We start from the raw sequence: 17,596 nt of genomic DNA, 5'->3' as shown, positions 1-17,596 counted from the left end.
TCGATGGCGAGCCATCGCATGGTCATCACAGCAGACCGCGCGCGATGGCGAGATCCGGCGAGTCCTCGTCCCTCAACAGCGTCAGCAACGGATCCAGCAGCGCGCCCGCCTGACGTCGATCGCCGTCGGCCAGCCGCTCCCGCGCCAGCGCGGTCGCCGCGCGCAGTTGACCGGGGACGGAACCTTGCGTCCGCGCCAGGCCCAGCGATTGCTCGATGACCGCGATCGCCTCGTCCCTGCGGCCCATCGTGGACAAGGTCCGGCCGCGGGCCAGCAGCGCCTCGGGGAGCCGCAGGAAATCGCCGCCGGTCCGGATGCGGGCTTCCAGCCTGTCGCAAGTCCCGAGGCTGGCGTCGTGCAACGACATGTCGCACAGGCCGCGGGCCAGCGTCGTGAGGAAGACGCTGGTCACCATCTCGTAGCGACAGGCGCCGAGCAACTCGATGTTCTTGCGGATCAGCTCCACGCCTGCCGCGGGATTGCCCGCGGCGATGAGGATCTGCCCGCGCGTGGCCCCCGCCAGATGCAGGTAGGGCAGAAAGGAATGGCGCCTGGCCATGACCTCCACCGTCTCGACGATGCGGGTCAGCGCGACGGCGTCGCCCTTGAGCACCGCCACCGAGCCGGCCCACACCAGCGCGATGCAGTAGGTGGCGGCATGACCGGTGCGCCGCGCACGTTCCATGGTGTCGTCGGCCACGCTCATCGCCTCGATGAAGCGTCCCCGGTACCAGAGGCTGCGCGCCTTGCCGCAGAGCGAGCGGATCTGATGGTCGAAACCCAGCCGCGAGGTCGTGTCCGTGGACCGGCCGCTGAAATGGGAAAACGCCAGGTCCCAGTGCCGCTCGGCCTCCCCGATCTCGCCGACCAGGTGCAGGGCCACGCCCAGCAGCGAATCCACGATGGCGCTCAGCTCGGGGTCGTCGACTTTCGCCAGCAGCGCCTGGGCGCGTCGGGCCGTGTTCAGCGCCGCGGTGAACTGACCGTCCCGATGCAGGAGCAGCGCATACCCGTTGAGCAGATGCAGATGCGCGCGGACGTCGCCCAGGCGCTCCGCGATATCGATGGCGCGGCGAAACGCCTGGAAGGCGCTCGTGCCGTCGCCGCCGGTGAAGACCAGCGACTGCCCCAGCGCCCCTTGCAGCTGCATCTCCAGCGCCGTCTCGCGAAGCTCCGCGGGAAGTCCGTCCAGCGCGAGCCGGGACCACCGCGAGCACTCGGCCAGGCGGGATAGCCCCAACAACAACGGGCAGAAGGCGGCCGCCAGGTCCAGCGCCTGCCGCGCCCGGTCGGGGCTGGCCAGCAGATGCTCGAGCGCCGCCCGGACGTTGGGCACGTCGAGCGCGGCGCGCTCCAGCCCTTCCGCCTGCTTCAGCGCGGGCGCCAGATCGGCGACCCAGCTCGCGAAGTGGCGCGCGAATCGCTCCATCAGATCCGGCGCGTCGCCGACATCGGCGAGCTTCTTGCGGCCATACGCCCGCGTCGTGTCCAGCATCACGTAGCGCAGCACCGCGCCGCCCGCGTCGACGCTGATCAACGACTTCGACACCAGGCCCGCCATGGTCTCGGTCGCCGTCGCTTCGTCGAGATCGAAGCAGCAGATGGCGAACGCCGACTCCAGCGAGAAGCTCGTGGCGAAGACGGACAGGCGGCACAGCAGCGATCGCTCGTCCTCGGTGAGCAGATTGAAGCTCCAGTCGAGCGTCGCATGCAGCGTCTGCTGGCGCGGCACCGCCGTGCGCCGACCGTGCCAACGCAGCTTGAGGCCCTTGTCCAGGTGGGACGAGATCGCCTGCAGGCCCAGCGCCTCGACACGCCCGGCCGCCAGCTCGATCGCCAGCGCGATGCCGTCGAGCTCACGGCAGAGCTGCGACAGCAGCGGCGCGTCGGCGTCGCTCAACTGGAAGCCGGAGCCGCCCGAGGCCGCGCGGTCGACGAAGAGCTTCACCGCGGGAAAGGCCAGCGCCGACGCGGCCGTGTCGCCCTCCCCTTCGGCCGGGAACGCCAGCGGCTGAAGGCGGTTCACGTGTTCACCCTCGGCGCGCAGCGGCTCCCGGCTGGTGGTCAGGATGTGTGCCGAGGGGCAGTGCGCGAAGAGCTGCTCGGCCAGCCGCGCGGCCTCGTCGACGACGTGCTCGCAGCAATCCAGCAGCAGCAGGAATTTCCTCTGCGACAGGTGGTGGACGATGGCCGGCAACTCGACGTCGCCGCTGTTGAGCCCGATCGCCGCGGCCACCGCCGCGCGCACCAGCGCACCGTCGCCCAGCTCCGACAGGTCGACGAAGTAGACGTCGGGGAAGAAGTGCCGCGTCGCCTGCATGCAGTGGATGGCGACGCTGGACTTGCCGATGCCGCCGGCACCGACGACCGAGACGAAGCGGTGCTCGACCAGCAGCGTCGCGAGCACGGCGATGTCCTCGTCCCGTCCCACCAGCGCCGAGGCCGATGCGGGCAGCGCCTTCGGCGGCGTCGGTGCGGGGCCCGCGGCGGTCCTGCCGGTGGAGGAGGTCGTCGGCTCCGCGCGATGCACCGCGGCGACGAAGCTGTAGCCCTTGCTGGCCGTGTTGACGACGAAGCGGCGACCGTCGACGCCGTCGCCCAGCGCCTTGCGCACGGCATACATGTGGAAGCGCAGGCTGCCCTCGTCGACGACGAGATCGCCCCACACCTCCTGCATCAGCTCGCGCTTGCCGACCACCTCGCCGGCCCGGGCGACCAACGCGATCAGCAGGTCCAGCGCCCGCCCTCCGAGGCGCACCGGCAACCCGTCGCGCAGCAGCAACCGTTCGGCCGGCACCAGGGTGAAGGGTTCGAACGTGGCCTTCCAGACGGGCGTAGCGGGTGTGGGCACGAGACCGATCCACGGCGGGAATTGTCCGAAGATTCTAGAGCCGAACTTGCACCCGAACCTCCGGTGGCGCATCGTCGGTGAGCACCAGCAGGATCAGCAAGCGGACGATCTTGGAGCCGCCGATCTTGACGTGCAGGTCCACCAGCACCGAGTCCGACAGCCCGCCCGTGGCGAAATCCCCGCGCATGCGCGCGCTCAGGATCACGTGGTCATGGTGCTTGCGGATGGACGAGATCGAGACCTGCAGGTGCTGGTCGGAGATCTCCTCCTCCAGCCAGGCGCGGATGCGGTCCAGGCCCCAGAAGTTGCGGAGCTGGTCATTGACATGCGCGTCCTGCGAGAACATGCCGAGCAGCTCGTCGTAGGCCGCTCGATGCAGATGGCCGAGCAGCCGGGAGAGCACGTTCGCCTCGTCGTCGGAGACCTCGGGGCACAGCGTCTGGAGTTGGTGGGGGGTCATGTCGGTCGGGCGCGGCACTGGGAGGCTCGGCACAGGGGGATGCGTCATGGGGAAGCGCGAAACCGCTTGTCGAGATCCTGGGCCGGGCCCGCGCGGCGGACAAGTTAGTCCTTGTTAGAGCGCGCCGCCGGCGCTTCCCGGCCTGCCCTACCTCCACGGAGATAGCTTGTCGGAGGGGCGAAGTTTCCAGGGGCGCTGACGAAGATTGATTCGAGCCTGAGCCATGTCGGCGCGGGCCGAAACGACGTCATCCCTGGAGACCACCATGACTCTGAACACCTCGCCCACGACCACCTGGCGCGCCGCGATCGCCTCGCTGTGCATCGCGTCGACGACGCTGGGCATCCTGTCCATGAGCCCGTCCGCCGAGGCCGCCACCCGCGTCAACAATGTCGTGCTGGTGCACGGCGGCTTCGTCGACGGCTCGGGCTGGGAGGCGGTCCACAAGCTGCTGACCGCCAAGGGCTACAACGTCAGCGTCGTGCAGAACCCCACCACCTCGCTGGCCGTCGACACCGCGGTCACGAAGGCGGTGCTGGACGCGCAGGACGGGCCGGTCATCCTGGTCGGCCACTCGTATGGCGGCGCGGTCATCACCGAGGCCGGCAACGACGCGAAGGTCGCGGCCCTGGTCTACATCGCCGCGTTCGCGCCCGACAACGGCGAGTCGGTCAAGACCCTGACTTCCAACCCGGTGCCCGGCGCGCCGGTGCCCCCGATCCTGCCGCCGGTCAACGGCTTCCTGATGCTGGACAAGGCCAAGTTCGCCGCCTCGTTCGCGGCCGACGTCCCGCCGGAGCGCGCCAGGTTCCTGGCGAACGCGCAGGTGCCGTGGGGCGTCGATGCCTACATGGGGCAGGTCTCCACCGCGGCATGGCACACCAAGCCGAGCTGGTACCTGGTGGCGACCAACGACCGGATGATCCCGCCGCCGGCCCAGCGCCAGATGTCCCAGCGCGCCGGCGCCAAGGTCGTCGAGGCCGCCGGCAGCCATGCCGTGTACGAGTCCAACCCCCAGGCGGTGGCGGACATCATCGAGAAGGCGTCGCAGCTGAAGAAGTAAACGCGCCGGATCCAGCCGACGCCCGCGGCGCCCTCGCGCCGCGGGCGTCGGCGTTTCCGGGTCGACGGCGCGCGCTCGCAAGGCCGTCGGTCGCCAGGCGCGTCACCCGCATGAAGCCGTCGCGCGTGGCATCGCCAGCGTCGCCAGGCGGTTCATCACGACCCCCAACAACGTCTAACTGGACCCCCGTCGATGGCGCGGCGACGATGCGCGCAGATCAAAAGCGGCGACGCCGCCCAAGGAGAGGGTCATGACTCTGGAGATTCCATCGCGCGTGACCGTGCTGGTCCGGCACGACGAGCCCTTGCTGGCCAAGGGCATCGTCGCGGCGCTCCGGGCTCATGCGGACTTCGGGCTGATCGAGGATGCCGGGTGGGTCGACCTGGCCGCGATCGACGTGCTGGTGACGGACTGGAGGACCGGGCTGCGGCTCGCCTCGGGGGGCGGCGCGGGGAGCTGCGCGCCATCTCCGCGGACGCGGGTGCTCATCGTCGCTTCCCAGGCGCGGGAACACGCCGTCGACGCGGTGCTCCGGCAGGGCGTGCTGGGACTGGTGCTCGCGTCCTGCCCCGTGCAGGAGCTGGTGGAGGCGGTCAGCGCCCTGGCCGACGGCCGGCCCTATGTCTGCGCCGACGTCGCCCGACGCATGGCCGCGCACTGCGCCGGCGAGCCGCTCACCGCGCGAGAGGACGACGTGCTGCGACTGCTGGCGCGCGGCCTGTGCAACAAGACCATCGCGCGCGAGCTGGGCATCGCCGTGGGCACCGTCAAGAGCCACGTCAAGGCCATCCTGTCCAAGCTGGACGCGAGCTCCCGCACCGAGGCGGCCAGCATCGCGGCGGAGAAAGGCCTGGTCGACGTGCCCGAGTTCCGCAGCCGCCGCGCCTCGTGGATGCCGCCCGCGAGCGAAGGCTTCCTGCCCACGCGCGGCGCCGTCCACGCCATGGCCGCGTGATCGTCGGCCCGGCGCGGCCGCGCCGTCAGGGCAGACGCGCCAGCGCCTCCAGATAACGGGGCGCCAGCATCAGCTCGTCCCAGGTGAGCGGTGCCGATTGCGGCACCAGCGCCGCGCGGCGGGCCTCGCCGTCGGTCGCGGGGGTCCATTGGCCGTGCGCCTGCGCCCTGGTCAGGCCGTCGAGCAATTCGTCGATCGCGCGGCCGCCCTCCTCCAGGCTCTGGTTGCACAGCAGCACCAGGTCGCACCCGGCATCGAGCGCGGCCAGCGCCGCCTCGGTGTAGCCCACCTCGCGACCCTCGATCACGCGCGCGCCGGCCATGCTGAGGTCGTCGCTGAACACCGCGCCGGCGAAGCCCAGGCGATCGCGCAGGATGTCCTGCAGCCAACGGCGGCTGAAGCCCGCCGGACGCCCGTCCACCTTGCGGTAGATCACATGCGCCGGCATCACCGCCGACAGGCTCAGGCTGAGCCACTCGAACGGCCGCACATCCTCGGCCAGGATGGCCTTCAGCGAGCGCGTGTCCACCGGCACGCCCACATGCGAGTCGGTCGCCACGCCGCCATGACCGGGGAAGTGCTTGCCGCAGCTGCCCATGCCCGCCAGGGCCAGGCCCTGCATCAGGCTCTGCGCCAGCAGGCTGACCACGCGAGGATCGCGGTGGAAGCTGCGCGAGCCGATCACGGCGCTGAGCGATTGGCGCTGCTCGTCCTGATGGTCCAGGTCCAGCACCGGCGTGAAGGCGAAGTCGACACCGCAGGCGCGCAGCTCCAGCGCCAGCACCAGGCCGGTGGCCGTGGCGGCCTGCACGGCGCGCATCGCGTCGTCCATCCACAACTCGCCGAGCGTGCGCATCGCCGGCAACGCGGTGAAGCCGTCGGTGCGGAAGCGTTGCACGCGTCCGCCTTCCTGGTCGACGGCGATCAGCAGGTCGGGACGGATGGCCTTGGCCTCGGCGCATAGCGCGGTCAGCTGGGCGCGGCTCTCGAAGTGACGGGCGAACAGGATCATCCCGCCGGTCAGCGGATGCGCCAGCCGGCGCCGGTCGTCGGCGTTCAGCGCGGGGCCCGCGATATCGAGGATCACCGGGGCGTGCAGGGAGTCGGTCATGAACTGTGTCTCTCTCGTGGTCGTTGTGGGCCGCGCGGGATCGGCGGTCCGTCGGTGGGTCGGTCGCCATGCGCGGCCTCGGGCCGCCCGCGGGCCGGCGCCATGCGCGGGTCTATGGGCGCGTTTCGACGACGACGAACGCCGTCGCGTAGTCGGTCTCGTCGCTGACGGTGACGTGGGCCTTCAGCCCCTTGGCGTCGAACCAGGCGGCGAGGCCGTCGTGCAGGCGGATCTCCGGCTTGCCGCTGGGCGCCTTGACGATCTCGCAGGCGCGCCAGGTCATGGGCATGCGCATGCCCATGCCGATCGCCTTCGAAAACGCCTCCTTGGCCGAGAAGCGCGTGGCCAGGTAGGCGATGCCGCGGGCGGGCACCTTCGCCAGGCGCTCGCGGAACACCTCGATCTCGTGCGGGCCCAGCACCTTCTCGGCGAAGCGCTCGCCGCGGCGCTCGAAGGTCTCGCGGATGCGGCGGATGTCGCAGATGTCGGTGCCGATGCCGTAGATCATCGCCGGCCCCTCAGGCGTAGGCGCGCTGGATGCAGCGCTGGTAATCGCGCACGGTCTCGGCGTAGCCGAGCTCCAGCGCGTCCGCGATCAGCGCGTGGCCGATCGACACCTCGGCCACGCCCGGCACTTCGCGCAGGAATCGCGTCAGGTTGTCCCGGTTCAGGTCGTGGCCGGCGTTGATCGCCAGCCCCTGCGCCAGCGCGGCACGCGCGGCGGCGGTGAAGCCGGCCAGCACCTCGGCCTCGCGCGGCGTGCCGAAGGCGCTCGCCCAGGTCTCGGTGTAGAGCTCGATGCGCTCGGCGCCCAGCGCGGCGACGTGCGCCATCGCCTCCGGCAGCGGGTCCATGAACAGGCTCACCCGCACGCCCAGCCCCTTGCATTCGGCGATCGACGGGCGCAGCCGCGCGGCGTCGGCGGGCAGGTTCCAGCCGTGATCGGAGGTGAATTGATCCTCGCCGTCCGGCACGAAGGTGGCCTGGTGCGGGCGGACCTCGCGGATGAACTCGAGCAGGTTCTGCGTCGGGTTGCCTTCGATGTTGTATTCCGCCTGCGGCCAGGCCTTCAGCAGCGCGGCCAGGTCGCGCACGTCGTCGGCGCGGACGTGGCGCGCGTCGGGCCGTGGATGCACGGTGATGCCTTGCGCGCCGGCCTCCAGGCACAGCTGCGCGGCGCGCGTCACGCTGGGGATGCCCAGGTGCCGCGTGTTGCGCAGCAGCGCGACCTTGTTGACGTTGACGGACAGCGCGCAACGCGCGTCGTGGCGGCCGGATTCGGGGGCGATGAGCGGGTTCATGTGAGCAGCTTCTGGACGTCGAGCAGCACCTGCCGCGTCCGTAGAGGGCGATGGCCCAGATGATAGTGAAGCAGCGCCCTGAGCAGCGGCTTGAGCGCGGGGCCGGCGGATTCGCAGGCCTGCCGCAGCGCGGGCAGGCTGCCGTGCATCAGCGCGGCCTGCAACTGGATCAGCGCCTGGCCGGTCAGTTGCGGCGCGTCATGCGTCGGGACGGTCACGCCGCTTTCGGGCGTGATCATGTAGAGGCGCTCCGGATCGATCGGCGCCTGCGTCGTCGCCAGCACGCTCAGATCGGGCAGCAAGCCGCAGGTCGCGAGCAGGCGCAGCTCGAAGGCGCGCAGCGCGCCCTGCGCGTCCTCGCCGGATTGCAGCAGCGGCAGCAACGTGGCGTAGGCATCGAACAGCTCGGGCTGCGAGTCCTGCCGCGGCAGGAATTTCAGCAGCAGCTCGTTGACGTAGTAGCCGCTGAACAGCGCCGCGCCGCTGGGCAGCGTCTGCCCGCCGACCCATTCCGCGCCGCGCAGCGACTGGACCTCGGCCGCGCCGTCCTCGTTCATCTTCGACGGCTTGGACAGCGTCACCTGCAGCCGAAGGAACGGCAGCAACACCGATCGCAATTGGGAGTAAGGCCGCTTCGCGCCCTTGGCGACCACCGCCAGCCGGCCCTGCTCGCGGCTGAACAGGTCCAGCACGAGGCTGGTCTCGCTCCAGTCGTAGTGGTGCAGGACAAAAGCCGCCTGCGTGGCGGGCGGCTTCGGGGCGCGGGTGGCCACTCGGACGACCTGGGGCGACGGGGGTGGCTTACTCGTAGCCGTAGGAGCGCAGATGCTCCTCGGAGTCCGCCCAGCCCGAGCGGACCTTGACCCACAGCTCCAGGAACACGCGCACGTCCATCAGCGTCTCCAGCTCCTGGCGCGCCTCGGAGCCGATGCGCTTGAGGCGCTCGCCGCCCTGGCCGATGATCATGCCCTTCTGCGCCTCGCGCTCGACCACGATGGTGGCGGCGATGCGGCGCAGCTGGCCCTCTTCCTCCCAGCGGTCGATGACCACGGTGGCGCTGTAGGGCAGCTCGTCGCCGGTCAGGCGGAAGAGCTTCTCGCGGATCATCTCGCTGGCGAGGAACTTCTCGCTGCGGTCGGTCAGCGCGTCTTCCTCGTAGAACCACTCCTGCGCGGGCAGGTAGGGCTTGAGGATCTGGAACAGGCGCTGCACGTCGGCGTCCTTCTTGGCGGAGAGCGGCACGAACTCGGTGAAGTTGCGGCGCTCCTGCATGCTCTTGAGCCAGGGCATCAGCTCGGCGCGGCGATTCACCGCGTCCAGCTTGTTGGCGATCAGCACGACCGGCTTGTCTTGCGGCAGCAGCGACAGCACCTTGGCGTCGTCCAGCCCGAACTTGCCGGCCTCGACCACGAACAGGACGATGTCCACGTCGGCCAGCGTGCCCTGCACCGTGCGGTTCAGGTTGCGGTTCAGCGCGGAGCTGTGGCGCATCTGGAAGCCGGGGGTGTCGACGAAGACGAACTGCGACTCCTCGACGGTGCGCACGCCGGTGATGCGATGACGGGTCGTCTGCGCCTTGCGCGACGTGATCGAGACCTTCTGGCCGACCAGCGCGTTCAGCAGCGTCGACTTGCCCACGTTCGGGCGGCCCACGATCGCGATCAGGCCGCAGCGGGTGTTGCCTTCGAAGGGCAACGCGCCGATGCCGCCGCGGACCTCGACCGCGCCGTCATCGCCGTCATCGCCGCCCTCGACGTCCTCACTGTCATCGCGGTCCCCCTCCGGGTCCGGATGCTGGCCGGAGAGGTCTTGCGGGTCGTGGGAGACGGGGTCGTGCTGCGCGTTCAGATCGTGTTCCTTGGGGGAAAGGGTGGGGTCGGGGGAAGAATGAGGATCGCCGGCGGCCGCATCGCTCGATGCCGGGCCGCCGCGGGGGGATGAAGTCATGGGGCGCCTCCGCTTCAGTCGCGCAGACCGGTGCCGGGCTTGTCGCCGGCGAGCAGCTCGTCCAGCACCTGCCGGGCCGCTTCCTGCTCGGCGATGCGGCGCGAGCGGCCCTCGCCGTTGCGAGCCAGGGTGAGCGCGGGCACCTGGCACTCGACGGTGAAGGTCTGCGCGTGGGCCTGGCCGCGCGTCTCGACGATGCGGTACGAGGGCACGGGCAGCTTGCGCGCCTGCAGCCATTCCTGCAGCGCCGTCTTGGAATCCTTGGCCCACTGGTCGATGCCGCTGACGCCGATGGTCTCGCCGAGCAAGCGGCGCACGACCTCGCGCGCGGCTTCATAGCCGCCATCCAGGAAGGCGGCACCGATCACGGCTTCCAGCGCATCGGCCAGGATCGACGGCCGCTGCGCGCCGCCGCCGCGGGCCTCGCCCTCGCTCATGCGCAGCGCCTCGGGCATCTGCAGTTGCAGCGCCAGGCGGTGCAGGCTGTCCTCGCGCACCAGGTGCGCGCGGATGCGGGTCAGGTCCCCTTCGTCCGAGCCGGCGAAACGCTCGAACAGCAGCGCCGACACGGTCAGGTTCAGCACCGCGTCGCCCAGGAATTCCAGCCGCTCGTTGTGCGTCTGGCCAAAGCTGCGATGCGTCAGCGCGCGTTGCAGCAGCCCGGCCTGCGTGAAGCGGTAGCCGAGGCGTTGCTGGAGGGCGTCGAGCGCTTGGGGAGTCATGCGTGAGAACCGAAAAATGGCGGCGCGGTCAGTGTGACTCGCCTTTGTACTTGATCACCAGGAACACCGGGCCGAACAAGGGCACTTCCTTGTCGTATGCGAAGCTGATCTTCACCTTGTCCTCGCTCTTGGTGATGATCAGATCCTTGGGCTCGATGCTGACGATCGAGTACTCGATCTGCCGCGTGCGATCGAACGCGTCGCGCGCCGCGGGCACGGTCGGCGGACTGTCCTTGGCGATCTTGTCGATGGCGCGCTGGATGGTGTAGTACTCCATCACCGTCGGCACCACGCGCAGCGCGATGACCGAGCCGCCACCGATGATCACCGCCCAGAACAGCAGGCCCAGCAGGCTGATGCCTCGTTGATTCATGCGTGCCCTCATTGCCGTCATGGCGCGTTGCTCCTTGTGGCGGTCGATCGTGGCGCGGCAGCGGCTTATTTGATGCCGCCGACGCGCTTCAGGTTGCCGAAGTTCATCCAGACCAGGACCGCGCGGCCCACGATGTTCTCATCCGGCACGAATCCCCAGAAGCGCGAATCCTGCGAGTTGTCGCGGTTGTCGCCCATCATGAAGTAATGGCCGGCCGGCACCTTGCAGGTCACGCCTTCCAGCGTGTACTTGCAGTTCTCGTTGTACGGAAAGTCATACAGCTTCACGATCGGATTGGGCGGCACCGGGTAGACCAGGATCTGGTGCTCGGTCGCGCCCAGCTTTTCGGTGAAGCGCGGACGGTAACGCATCGAGCCGGGATCCTCGTCGAAGAACTCGCCTTCGGATTTGGTCTCGATCTGCTTGCCGTTGATGTACAACTTCTGGTTCAGGTAGGCGACCTCGTCGCCGGGCAGGCCGACGGCGCGCTTGATGTAGTCGACACTGGGGTTCTGCGGATAGCGGAACACGACCACGTCGCCGCGCTGCACGTCGTTGTTGGCGATGATCTTTTTGTTGATCACCGGCAGGCGGATGCCGTAGTGGAACTTGTTGACCAGGATCAGGTCGCCGATCAGCAGCGTCGGGACCATGGAGCCCGACGGGATCTTGAACGGCTCGAACATGAACGAGCGCAGCAGGAAGACGATCAGGATCACCGGGAACAGGCCGGCTGTCCAGTCCAGCCACCAGGGCTGGCGCAGGATCTCCTGGCGCGCGCCCTCGACGTCGCCATCGACGCGCTGGATGCCCTGCGCGGCCAGCGCGGCGCGGCGCTGGGTGTCGGAGGTGCTCAGATGCTGCGCCGCGCGCTCCCGCGCGGGCTGGAAGTGAAAGCGTTCGGCCAGCCAGTAGGCGAGCGTCACTGTCGTCAGGATCAGCAGCAGGAGAGAGAAGTTGCCGTTCCAGTAGCCCTGGTACCAGCCGCCCAGGTAGGCGATCAGGGCGGCATACAGCAGCCCGGTCAGTGCGCTCATGGCTTTCATTCTTCGACTTGTAGGATGGCCAGGAAGGCTTCTTGCGGCACCTCCACCGAACCGATTTGTTTCATGCGTTTCTTGCCGGCCTTCTGCTTCTCGAGCAGCTTGCGCTTGCGGCTGATGTCACCGCCATAGCATTTTGCCAGCACGTTCTTGCGCAACGCCTTGATGTTCTCCCGCGAGATGATGTTGGCGCCGATCGCGGCCTGGATGGCCACGTCGTACATCTGGCGCGGGATGATCTCGCGCATCTTCGCCGCCACCTGGCGGCCACGGTACTGGGACTGCGCGCGGTGCACGATCAGCGACAGCGCGTCGATGCGGTCGCCGTTGATCAGCATGTCGACCTTGACGACGTCCGACGCGCGGTATTCCTTGAACTCGTAGTCCATCGACGCATAGCCGCGCGAGACCGACTTCAGCTTGTCGAAGAAGTCCAGCACGATCTCCGCCAGCGGGATCTCGTAGGTCAGCATGACCTGGCGGCCGTGATACGCCATGTTGAGCTGCACGCCGCGCTTCTGGTTGGCCAGCGTCATCACCGCGCCGACGTACTCCTGCGGCATGTACAGGTGGACCGTGACGATGGGCTCGCGGATCTCGGCGATCTTGCTTTGCTCCGGCATCTTGGAGGGGTTCTCGACCTCGATCACCTCGCCGTCGCCGAGCTGAACCTCGTAGATCACGCTGGGGGCGGTGGTGATCAGATCCTGGTCGAACTCGCGCTCCAGGCGTTCCTGCACGATCTCCATGTGCAGCAGGCCCAGGAAGCCGCAGCGGAAGCCGAAGCCCAGCGCCTGCGACACCTCGGGTTCGAACCTCAGCGAGGCGTCGTTCAGCTTGAGCTTCTCCAGCGCGTCGCGGAGCTGGTCGTACTCGCTGGCCTCGGTCGGATACAGGCCGGCGAAGACCTGCGGCTGGATTTCCTTGAAGCCCGGCAGCGCCTCGGCGGCGGGGCCGAGGTTATTCGGCAGCTTCTTTTCCAGCGTGACCGTGTCGCCGACCTTCGCCGCCGCCAGTTCCTTGATGCCGGCGATGATGAAGCCGACCTCGCCTGCGTTCAGTTGGTCGCGGTTCTCGGACTTGGGCGTGAACACGCCCAGGTGCTCGGCCGGATAGACGGCGTTGGTCGCCATCATGCGGATGCGCTCGTTCTTGCGCAGCGTGCCGTCGACGACACGCACCAGCATCACCACGCCGACGTAGTTGTCGAACCAGGAGTCGATGATCATCGCGCGCAGCGGCGCGTCGACCAGGCCCTTGGGCGGCGGCATGCGGGCGATGACGGCCTCGATGATGTCCTCCACGCCCATGCCGGTCTTGGCCGAGCAAGGAATCGCGTCGGTGGCGTCGATGCCGATGACTTCCTCGATCTCTTCCTTGGCGCCGTCCGGATTGGCCTGCGGCAGGTCCATCTTGTTCAGAACCGGGACGACTTCCACGCCGAGCTCCAGCGCGGTGTAGCAGTTGGCGACGGTCTGCGCCTCCACGCCCTGGCTGGCGTCGACCACCAGCAGTGCGCCCTCGCAGGCGGACAGCGAGCGGCTGACCTCGTACGAGAAGTCGACGTGCCCCGGGGTGTCGATCAGGTTGAGGTTGTAGACCTGGCCGTCGCGGGCCTTGTATTGCAGCGCGGCGGTCTGCGCCTTGATGGTGATGCCGCGCTCGCGCTCGATGTCCATCGAGTCCAGCACCTGCGCCTCCATCTCACGGTCCGACAGGCCTCCGCAACGCTGGATGATCCGGTCGGCCAAGGTGCTCTTGCCGTGATCGATGTGGGCAATGATGGAGAAGTTGCGGATGTGATTCATGGACTCAGTCGGGGACCGCGAGCGCATCGTCACGACAGCCGAGCTCGCGCGATTCACGCGGAGTCATGCTGTGGACGGCCGGTCGAGGCGGTGATGCAGGGCCCTTCTCAGAGCCTGAACTGGACATAAAAAAAAGGCACGTCGAATCGGTGACGCGCCTTCCAACAAAACGTATGGCAACTGCTTGTTGGGCTTTCATTGTAGCCAAAAGGCTTGCCCTGGAAACCGCATGGATGCGAGCTTCGCGGGCGTTGCCCTTCGCCAACAGCAATTTTGTGCACAGGTTATCCACAAAAAGCTGAGGACATCCTGTGGATCAATGAGCCCTGTTGCAGACGCCTTCCGATTCACCGTCGGAACAGCGACAAAGGCCGCCGAACGCGCCGCGATTGTAGCGGAGCGGGGCACCAATCCCCGCCCTTGGTCACAACCGTTAGCAAGCACCAACCGACGCCAAAACGCGAAACCAATCACCAGAAATCAGGTCAGCATCCCGCATTACGGAAAGCCCCATGCCGGCGCTAGGTTGAGGCGGCCGGGCAGGCAGTCCGACCCCCTTCCTTGATCAGCCCTTGCCTGGCTTCAGCACGACGTAGGTCGCGACCTCGCCGCGACGCACCAGCATCTGCAGCGACTTGCCCTTCTCGACCTTCGCCAGCGCGGCCTGGAACTGCTTGATCGTTTTCACCTCGGCATTGTTGGCGGAGAGGATCACATCACCGGCCTTGAGCCCCGCGCGCCCGGCCGGGCCGTCGGCGGTGTCGATCTTCAGGCCACCGTCGACCTTCATTTCCTTGCGCTGCGCGTCGCTCAGCTCGCTGACGGTCAGGCCCCAGGCCTGCGCGCCGGTGGCGGCGGGCGTGTCGGCTTCGGGTGTCGTCGGCACGCGGTCGTCGGGCAGCGCCTCGAGCGTCGCGGTGAGGTCCTTGTAGGCGCCGCGGCGGAACACCTGCAACTGCACCTTGCTGCCGGGCTTGGTGGCCGCGGCCAGGCGACGCAGGTCGACCGCCTTCTCCACCGTCTTGCCGTCGAACTTGGTGATCACGTCGCCGAGCTGCACGCCGGCCTTCTCGCCAGGGCCCGCGGGCGTGATGCGGCTGATCAGCGCGCCTTGCGGCTTGCCCAGGCCGATGGCCTCGGCGACTTCCTTGCTGACGTCGTCCGGATAGACGCCCAGCATGCCGCGCGTCACGCGACCGCTGGCGCGCAGCTCGTCGGCCACGCGCATCGCCTCGTCGATCGGGATCGCGAACGAGATGCCCATGAAGCCGCCCGACTGGCTGTAGATCTGCGAGTTGATGCCCACCACCTCGCCGCGCAGGTTCAGCAGCGGACCGCCCGAGTTGCCCGGATTGATCGCCACGTCGGTCTGGATCAGCGGCAGCAGGTCGCCGGTGTCGCGCGCCTTGGCGCTGACGATGCCGGCGGTGACGGTGTTGTCGAAACCGAACGGCGAGCCGATCGCCATCACCCACTCGCCCACCTTCAGCTTGGTGACGTCGCCCATGCGCAGCAGCGGCAGGCCCTTGGCGTCGATCTTGAGGACCGCCACGTCGGTGCGGCGATCCAGGCCAACGACCTTGGCCTTGAACTCGCGCTTGTCGGTCAGCGTGACCATGACCTCGTCGGCCTCGTCGACCACATGCGCGTTCGTCATCACATAGCCGTCGGCGCCGATCACGAAGCCCGAACCCAGGCCGCGACGCTGTGGGGAATCGTCATCGTCGTCATCGTCCGGCGCGGGATTCGGCGTCGGATTGCCTCGGCGCTGCGGCGGCACCGGGATGCCGAAGCGGCGCAGCAGTTCGCGCATCTGCTCGTCGACCTGAGCGCCGGCGACGCGCACCTTCTCCGAAGTCCGGATATTGACGACCGCCGGGCCGGCCTGCTCCACCAGCACGCTGAAGTCGGGCAGCGCCACGAGCGGCGGCGGCGCGACCGGCGCGCTGGCGCCGCTCTGCGCGACGGCCATCAGCGGCCCGGCCAGCACGGCGGCGCCGCCAAGAACCAGGACGAAGCGTCGATAGGCGCGATGACGATTGGAGTTGGGCATGAACACTCGCAGAAGGCGACGCAGAAAAACAAGGCTCACATCATGCACGGATTTCCATGTCCTGCATGTCGTCAGCCCGGCGTGAGGAACAGGTGGAGACGCAGCGGCGTCCATGCCGCGCCGATCCCGCGCCGCGACACGGCGAGCCAACGCAGCACGCGACCGTTGGCGCGCCCCTCGTCAGCGCGCCGCAAGCGCAGCAGCATCCATTGCTCGGTGTCGATGAACACCTCTGGCACGACCGGTCGCGCCTCATTGGCAAGCGGCTCGCCCGGGCGCTCCCACCACCACTGGGCACCATCCCAGCGCAGCACCTCGGCGGCCCGCGCGCGCACCGGCGTCAGCGCCCCGAGCGCCGCCCCGCCCAACACCGGCAGCAGCGCCCATCCGCCCCCGAGGACCTCCGCCGGCACGCCGATATGCGGCAGCACCGCCGCGCCCACCGCGGCGATGCCGGCGCCGACGACGGCCCGCTGCAGCCGCTCCCAGCCCGTGTCGTGCGCGCATGAAAAACGCCGGGCAGAGACCCGGCGTCGAGACGTGGTGATCGGCGTCATGTGCGGCCGCCCGTGTCGAACAGGGAGCAGCCCGCGCGCCGTCGCGGATCAGATCCGCTTGAAGATCAGCGTGCCGTTCGTGCCGCCGAAACCGAAGTTGTTCTTCGCGGCGTACTCGATCGGCATCTTCCGCGCCTCGTTGGCGCAGTAGTCCAGGTCGCACAGCGGGTCCTGGTTGAAGATGTTGATCGTTGGCGGGGCGACCTGATCGCGAATCGCCAGGACGGTGAAGACGGACTCGATGCCGCCCGCGCCGCCCAGCAGGTGTCCGGTCATCGACTTGGTCGACGACACGACCAGGCCGTTCTTGGCGTGGTCGCCGAAGGACGCCTTGATCGCGTTGGACTCGTTGACGTCGCCCAGCGGCGTGGACGTGCCGTGGGCATTCATGTACTGGATCTGGTCGGCATTCAGACCGGCGTTGCGCAGCGCGTTGCGCATCGAACGGGTCGGACCTTCCACATCGGGCGCGGTCATGTGGTACGCGTCGGCGCTCATGCCGAAGCCGACCAGCTCCGCGTAGATCTTGGCGCCGCGTTGCTTGGCGTGTTCGTACTCCTCGAGCACCAGCACGCCGGCCCCCTCGCCCAGCACGAAACCGTCGCGATCCTTGTCCCAGGGGCGGGACGCGGTCTTGGGGTCGTCGTTGCGGGTGGAGAGCGCGCGGGCCGCGGCGAAGCCGCCCACGCCCAGCGGCGACACCGTCGACTCGGAGCCGCCGGCGATCATGACGTCGGCGTCGCCCGCCTCGATCATGCGACCGGCGGTGCCGATGCTGTGCAGGCCGGTGGTGCAGGCCGTCACGATCGCCAGGTTCGGCCCCTTGAAGCCGCACTTGATCGACACGTGACCCGAGATCATGTTGATGATCGAGGCCGGCACGAAGAACGGCGAGATGCGGCGGGGGCCGCGAGCCTCGAGTTCCGCATGCGTCTCTTCGATCATCGGCAGGCCGCCGATGCCCGAGCCGACGAGCACGCCGATGCGTTCGGCCAGTTCCGGGCTCAGCGCGTCGCCGGTCGGCAGGCCCGCGTCGCGGACCGCCTGCAGCGAGGCGGCCAGCCCGTAATGGATGAACGTGTCCATGTGGCGGGCTTCCTTCGCGGCGATGTACTCATCGACCTTGAAGTCCTTGACCTCGCCAGCGAAGTGGCAGGACAGGTTGCTGGCATCGAAACGGGAGATGGTGTCGATGCCGGATTGACCAGCCACGATGTTGGCCCAGCCCTGCTCGACCGTGTTGCCCACGGGAGAGATCAGGCCAAGACCGGTGACGACGACGCGACGACGGCTCATGCTTTTGAAGGGAGGTTACTGCCGGACCTGCGGCGGATCCGCCGTGGACCGCGACG

At 68.6% G+C, this 17,596-nt stretch carries 16 protein-coding genes; 2 read left to right on the top strand and 14 right to left on the bottom strand.

Translation table 11 applies throughout. The features are described 5' to 3' along the window. Positions 1–25: 25 nt before the first annotated feature. Together CDN99_RS18230 and CDN99_RS18225 are read right to left on the bottom strand one after the other, a co-directional pair. Positions 26–2,851, bottom strand: a complete 2,826-nt coding sequence (locus CDN99_RS18230; RefSeq protein WP_158218880.1) for an ATP-binding protein — start codon at positions 2,849–2,851, stop codon at positions 26–28. 34 nt (positions 2,852–2,885) lie between these two features. Further along, positions 2,886–3,311, bottom strand: coding sequence for a hypothetical protein (locus CDN99_RS18225; RefSeq protein ID WP_141100856.1), 426 nt, complete (start codon positions 3,309–3,311; stop codon positions 2,886–2,888). Between the two features lie 265 nt (positions 3,312–3,576). Here CDN99_RS18225 and CDN99_RS18220 point away from each other — a divergent pair, with 265 nt between their 5' ends. Together CDN99_RS18220 and CDN99_RS18215 are read left to right on the top strand one after the other, a co-directional pair. Further along, on the top strand, positions 3,577–4,374 hold the full coding sequence (locus CDN99_RS18220) for an alpha/beta hydrolase (RefSeq protein ID WP_238139587.1): 798 nt from the start codon (positions 3,577–3,579) through the stop codon (positions 4,372–4,374). Positions 4,375–4,624: 250 nt separating this feature from the next. Continuing rightward, on the top strand, positions 4,625–5,329 hold the full coding sequence (locus CDN99_RS18215; RefSeq protein WP_088386314.1) for a response regulator transcription factor: 705 nt from the start codon (positions 4,625–4,627) through the stop codon (positions 5,327–5,329). Between the two features lie 25 nt (positions 5,330–5,354). Here CDN99_RS18215 and nagZ read toward each other — a convergent pair whose 3' ends face one another. The 12 genes from nagZ to fabF all read right to left on the bottom strand — a co-directional run bounded on the left by nagZ (position 5,355) and on the right by fabF (position 17,540). Next, entirely contained in the window at positions 5,355–6,440 is a 1,086-nt protein-coding gene (gene nagZ / locus CDN99_RS18210; protein ID WP_088386313.1) for a beta-N-acetylhexosaminidase, read from the bottom strand. A 112-nt stretch (positions 6,441–6,552) separates the two neighbouring features. After that, a complete protein-coding gene (gene acpS / locus CDN99_RS18205; protein ID WP_088386312.1) occupies positions 6,553–6,948 on the bottom strand; it encodes a holo-ACP synthase in 396 nt (131 codons plus the stop codon). A 10-nt stretch (positions 6,949–6,958) separates the two neighbouring features. Next, complete coding sequence (locus CDN99_RS18200; protein WP_088386311.1) at positions 6,959–7,741, bottom strand: pyridoxine 5'-phosphate synthase; 783 nt, start codon at positions 7,739–7,741, stop codon at positions 6,959–6,961. Then, positions 7,738–8,514 (bottom strand): DNA repair protein RecO, encoded by a 777-nt coding sequence (gene recO, locus CDN99_RS18195; protein WP_088386310.1) that lies wholly within the window; start codon positions 8,512–8,514, stop codon positions 7,738–7,740. Before recO ends, CDN99_RS18200 begins: the two co-directional genes overlap by 4 nt. Positions 8,515–8,542: 28 nt before the next feature. Further along, positions 8,543–9,688 (bottom strand): GTPase Era, encoded by a 1,146-nt coding sequence (era, locus tag CDN99_RS18190; protein ID WP_088386309.1) that lies wholly within the window; start codon positions 9,686–9,688, stop codon positions 8,543–8,545. A 14-nt stretch (positions 9,689–9,702) separates the two neighbouring features. Continuing rightward, entirely contained in the window at positions 9,703–10,410 is a 708-nt protein-coding gene (rnc, locus tag CDN99_RS18185) for a ribonuclease III (RefSeq protein ID WP_088386308.1), read from the bottom strand. A gap of 28 nt (positions 10,411–10,438) precedes the next feature. Continuing rightward, positions 10,439–10,783, bottom strand: a complete 345-nt coding sequence (locus CDN99_RS18180; RefSeq protein WP_238139586.1) for a DUF4845 domain-containing protein — start codon at positions 10,781–10,783, stop codon at positions 10,439–10,441. A 65-nt stretch (positions 10,784–10,848) separates the two neighbouring features. Continuing rightward, positions 10,849–11,829 carry a signal peptidase I gene (lepB, locus tag CDN99_RS18175; protein WP_088386306.1) on the bottom strand — a complete coding sequence of 327 codons (981 nt, stop codon included), beginning with the start codon at positions 11,827–11,829 and terminating at the stop codon, positions 10,849–10,851. Beyond that, the gene (gene lepA / locus CDN99_RS18170; protein WP_088386305.1) at positions 11,826–13,634 is read right to left on the bottom strand and encodes a translation elongation factor 4; all 1,809 of its coding nucleotides are present in this window, start codon (positions 13,632–13,634) and stop codon (positions 11,826–11,828) included. Before lepA ends, lepB begins: the two co-directional genes overlap by 4 nt. A 565-nt stretch (positions 13,635–14,199) precedes the next feature. Continuing rightward, positions 14,200–15,687 carry a DegQ family serine endoprotease gene (locus tag CDN99_RS18165; protein ID WP_088386439.1) on the bottom strand — a complete coding sequence of 496 codons (1,488 nt, stop codon included), beginning with the start codon at positions 15,685–15,687 and terminating at the stop codon, positions 14,200–14,202. 71 nt (positions 15,688–15,758) lie between these two features. Beyond that, the gene (locus CDN99_RS18160; protein WP_088386304.1) at positions 15,759–16,244 is read right to left on the bottom strand and encodes a hypothetical protein; all 486 of its coding nucleotides are present in this window, start codon (positions 16,242–16,244) and stop codon (positions 15,759–15,761) included. Positions 16,245–16,292: 48 nt separating this feature from the next. Beyond that, positions 16,293–17,540 carry a beta-ketoacyl-ACP synthase II gene (fabF, locus tag CDN99_RS18155; protein WP_088386303.1) on the bottom strand — a complete coding sequence of 416 codons (1,248 nt, stop codon included), beginning with the start codon at positions 17,538–17,540 and terminating at the stop codon, positions 16,293–16,295. Positions 17,541–17,596: the final 56 nt, after the last annotated feature.

The organism is Roseateles aquatilis (assembly GCF_002205645.1).
In the GTDB taxonomy this organism is placed as follows: Bacteria; Pseudomonadota; Gammaproteobacteria; order Burkholderiales; family Burkholderiaceae_C; genus Roseateles; species Roseateles aquatilis.
The sequence above is the reverse complement of the archived record's forward strand: the minus strand, read 5'-3'. Positions and strand labels throughout refer to the sequence as shown.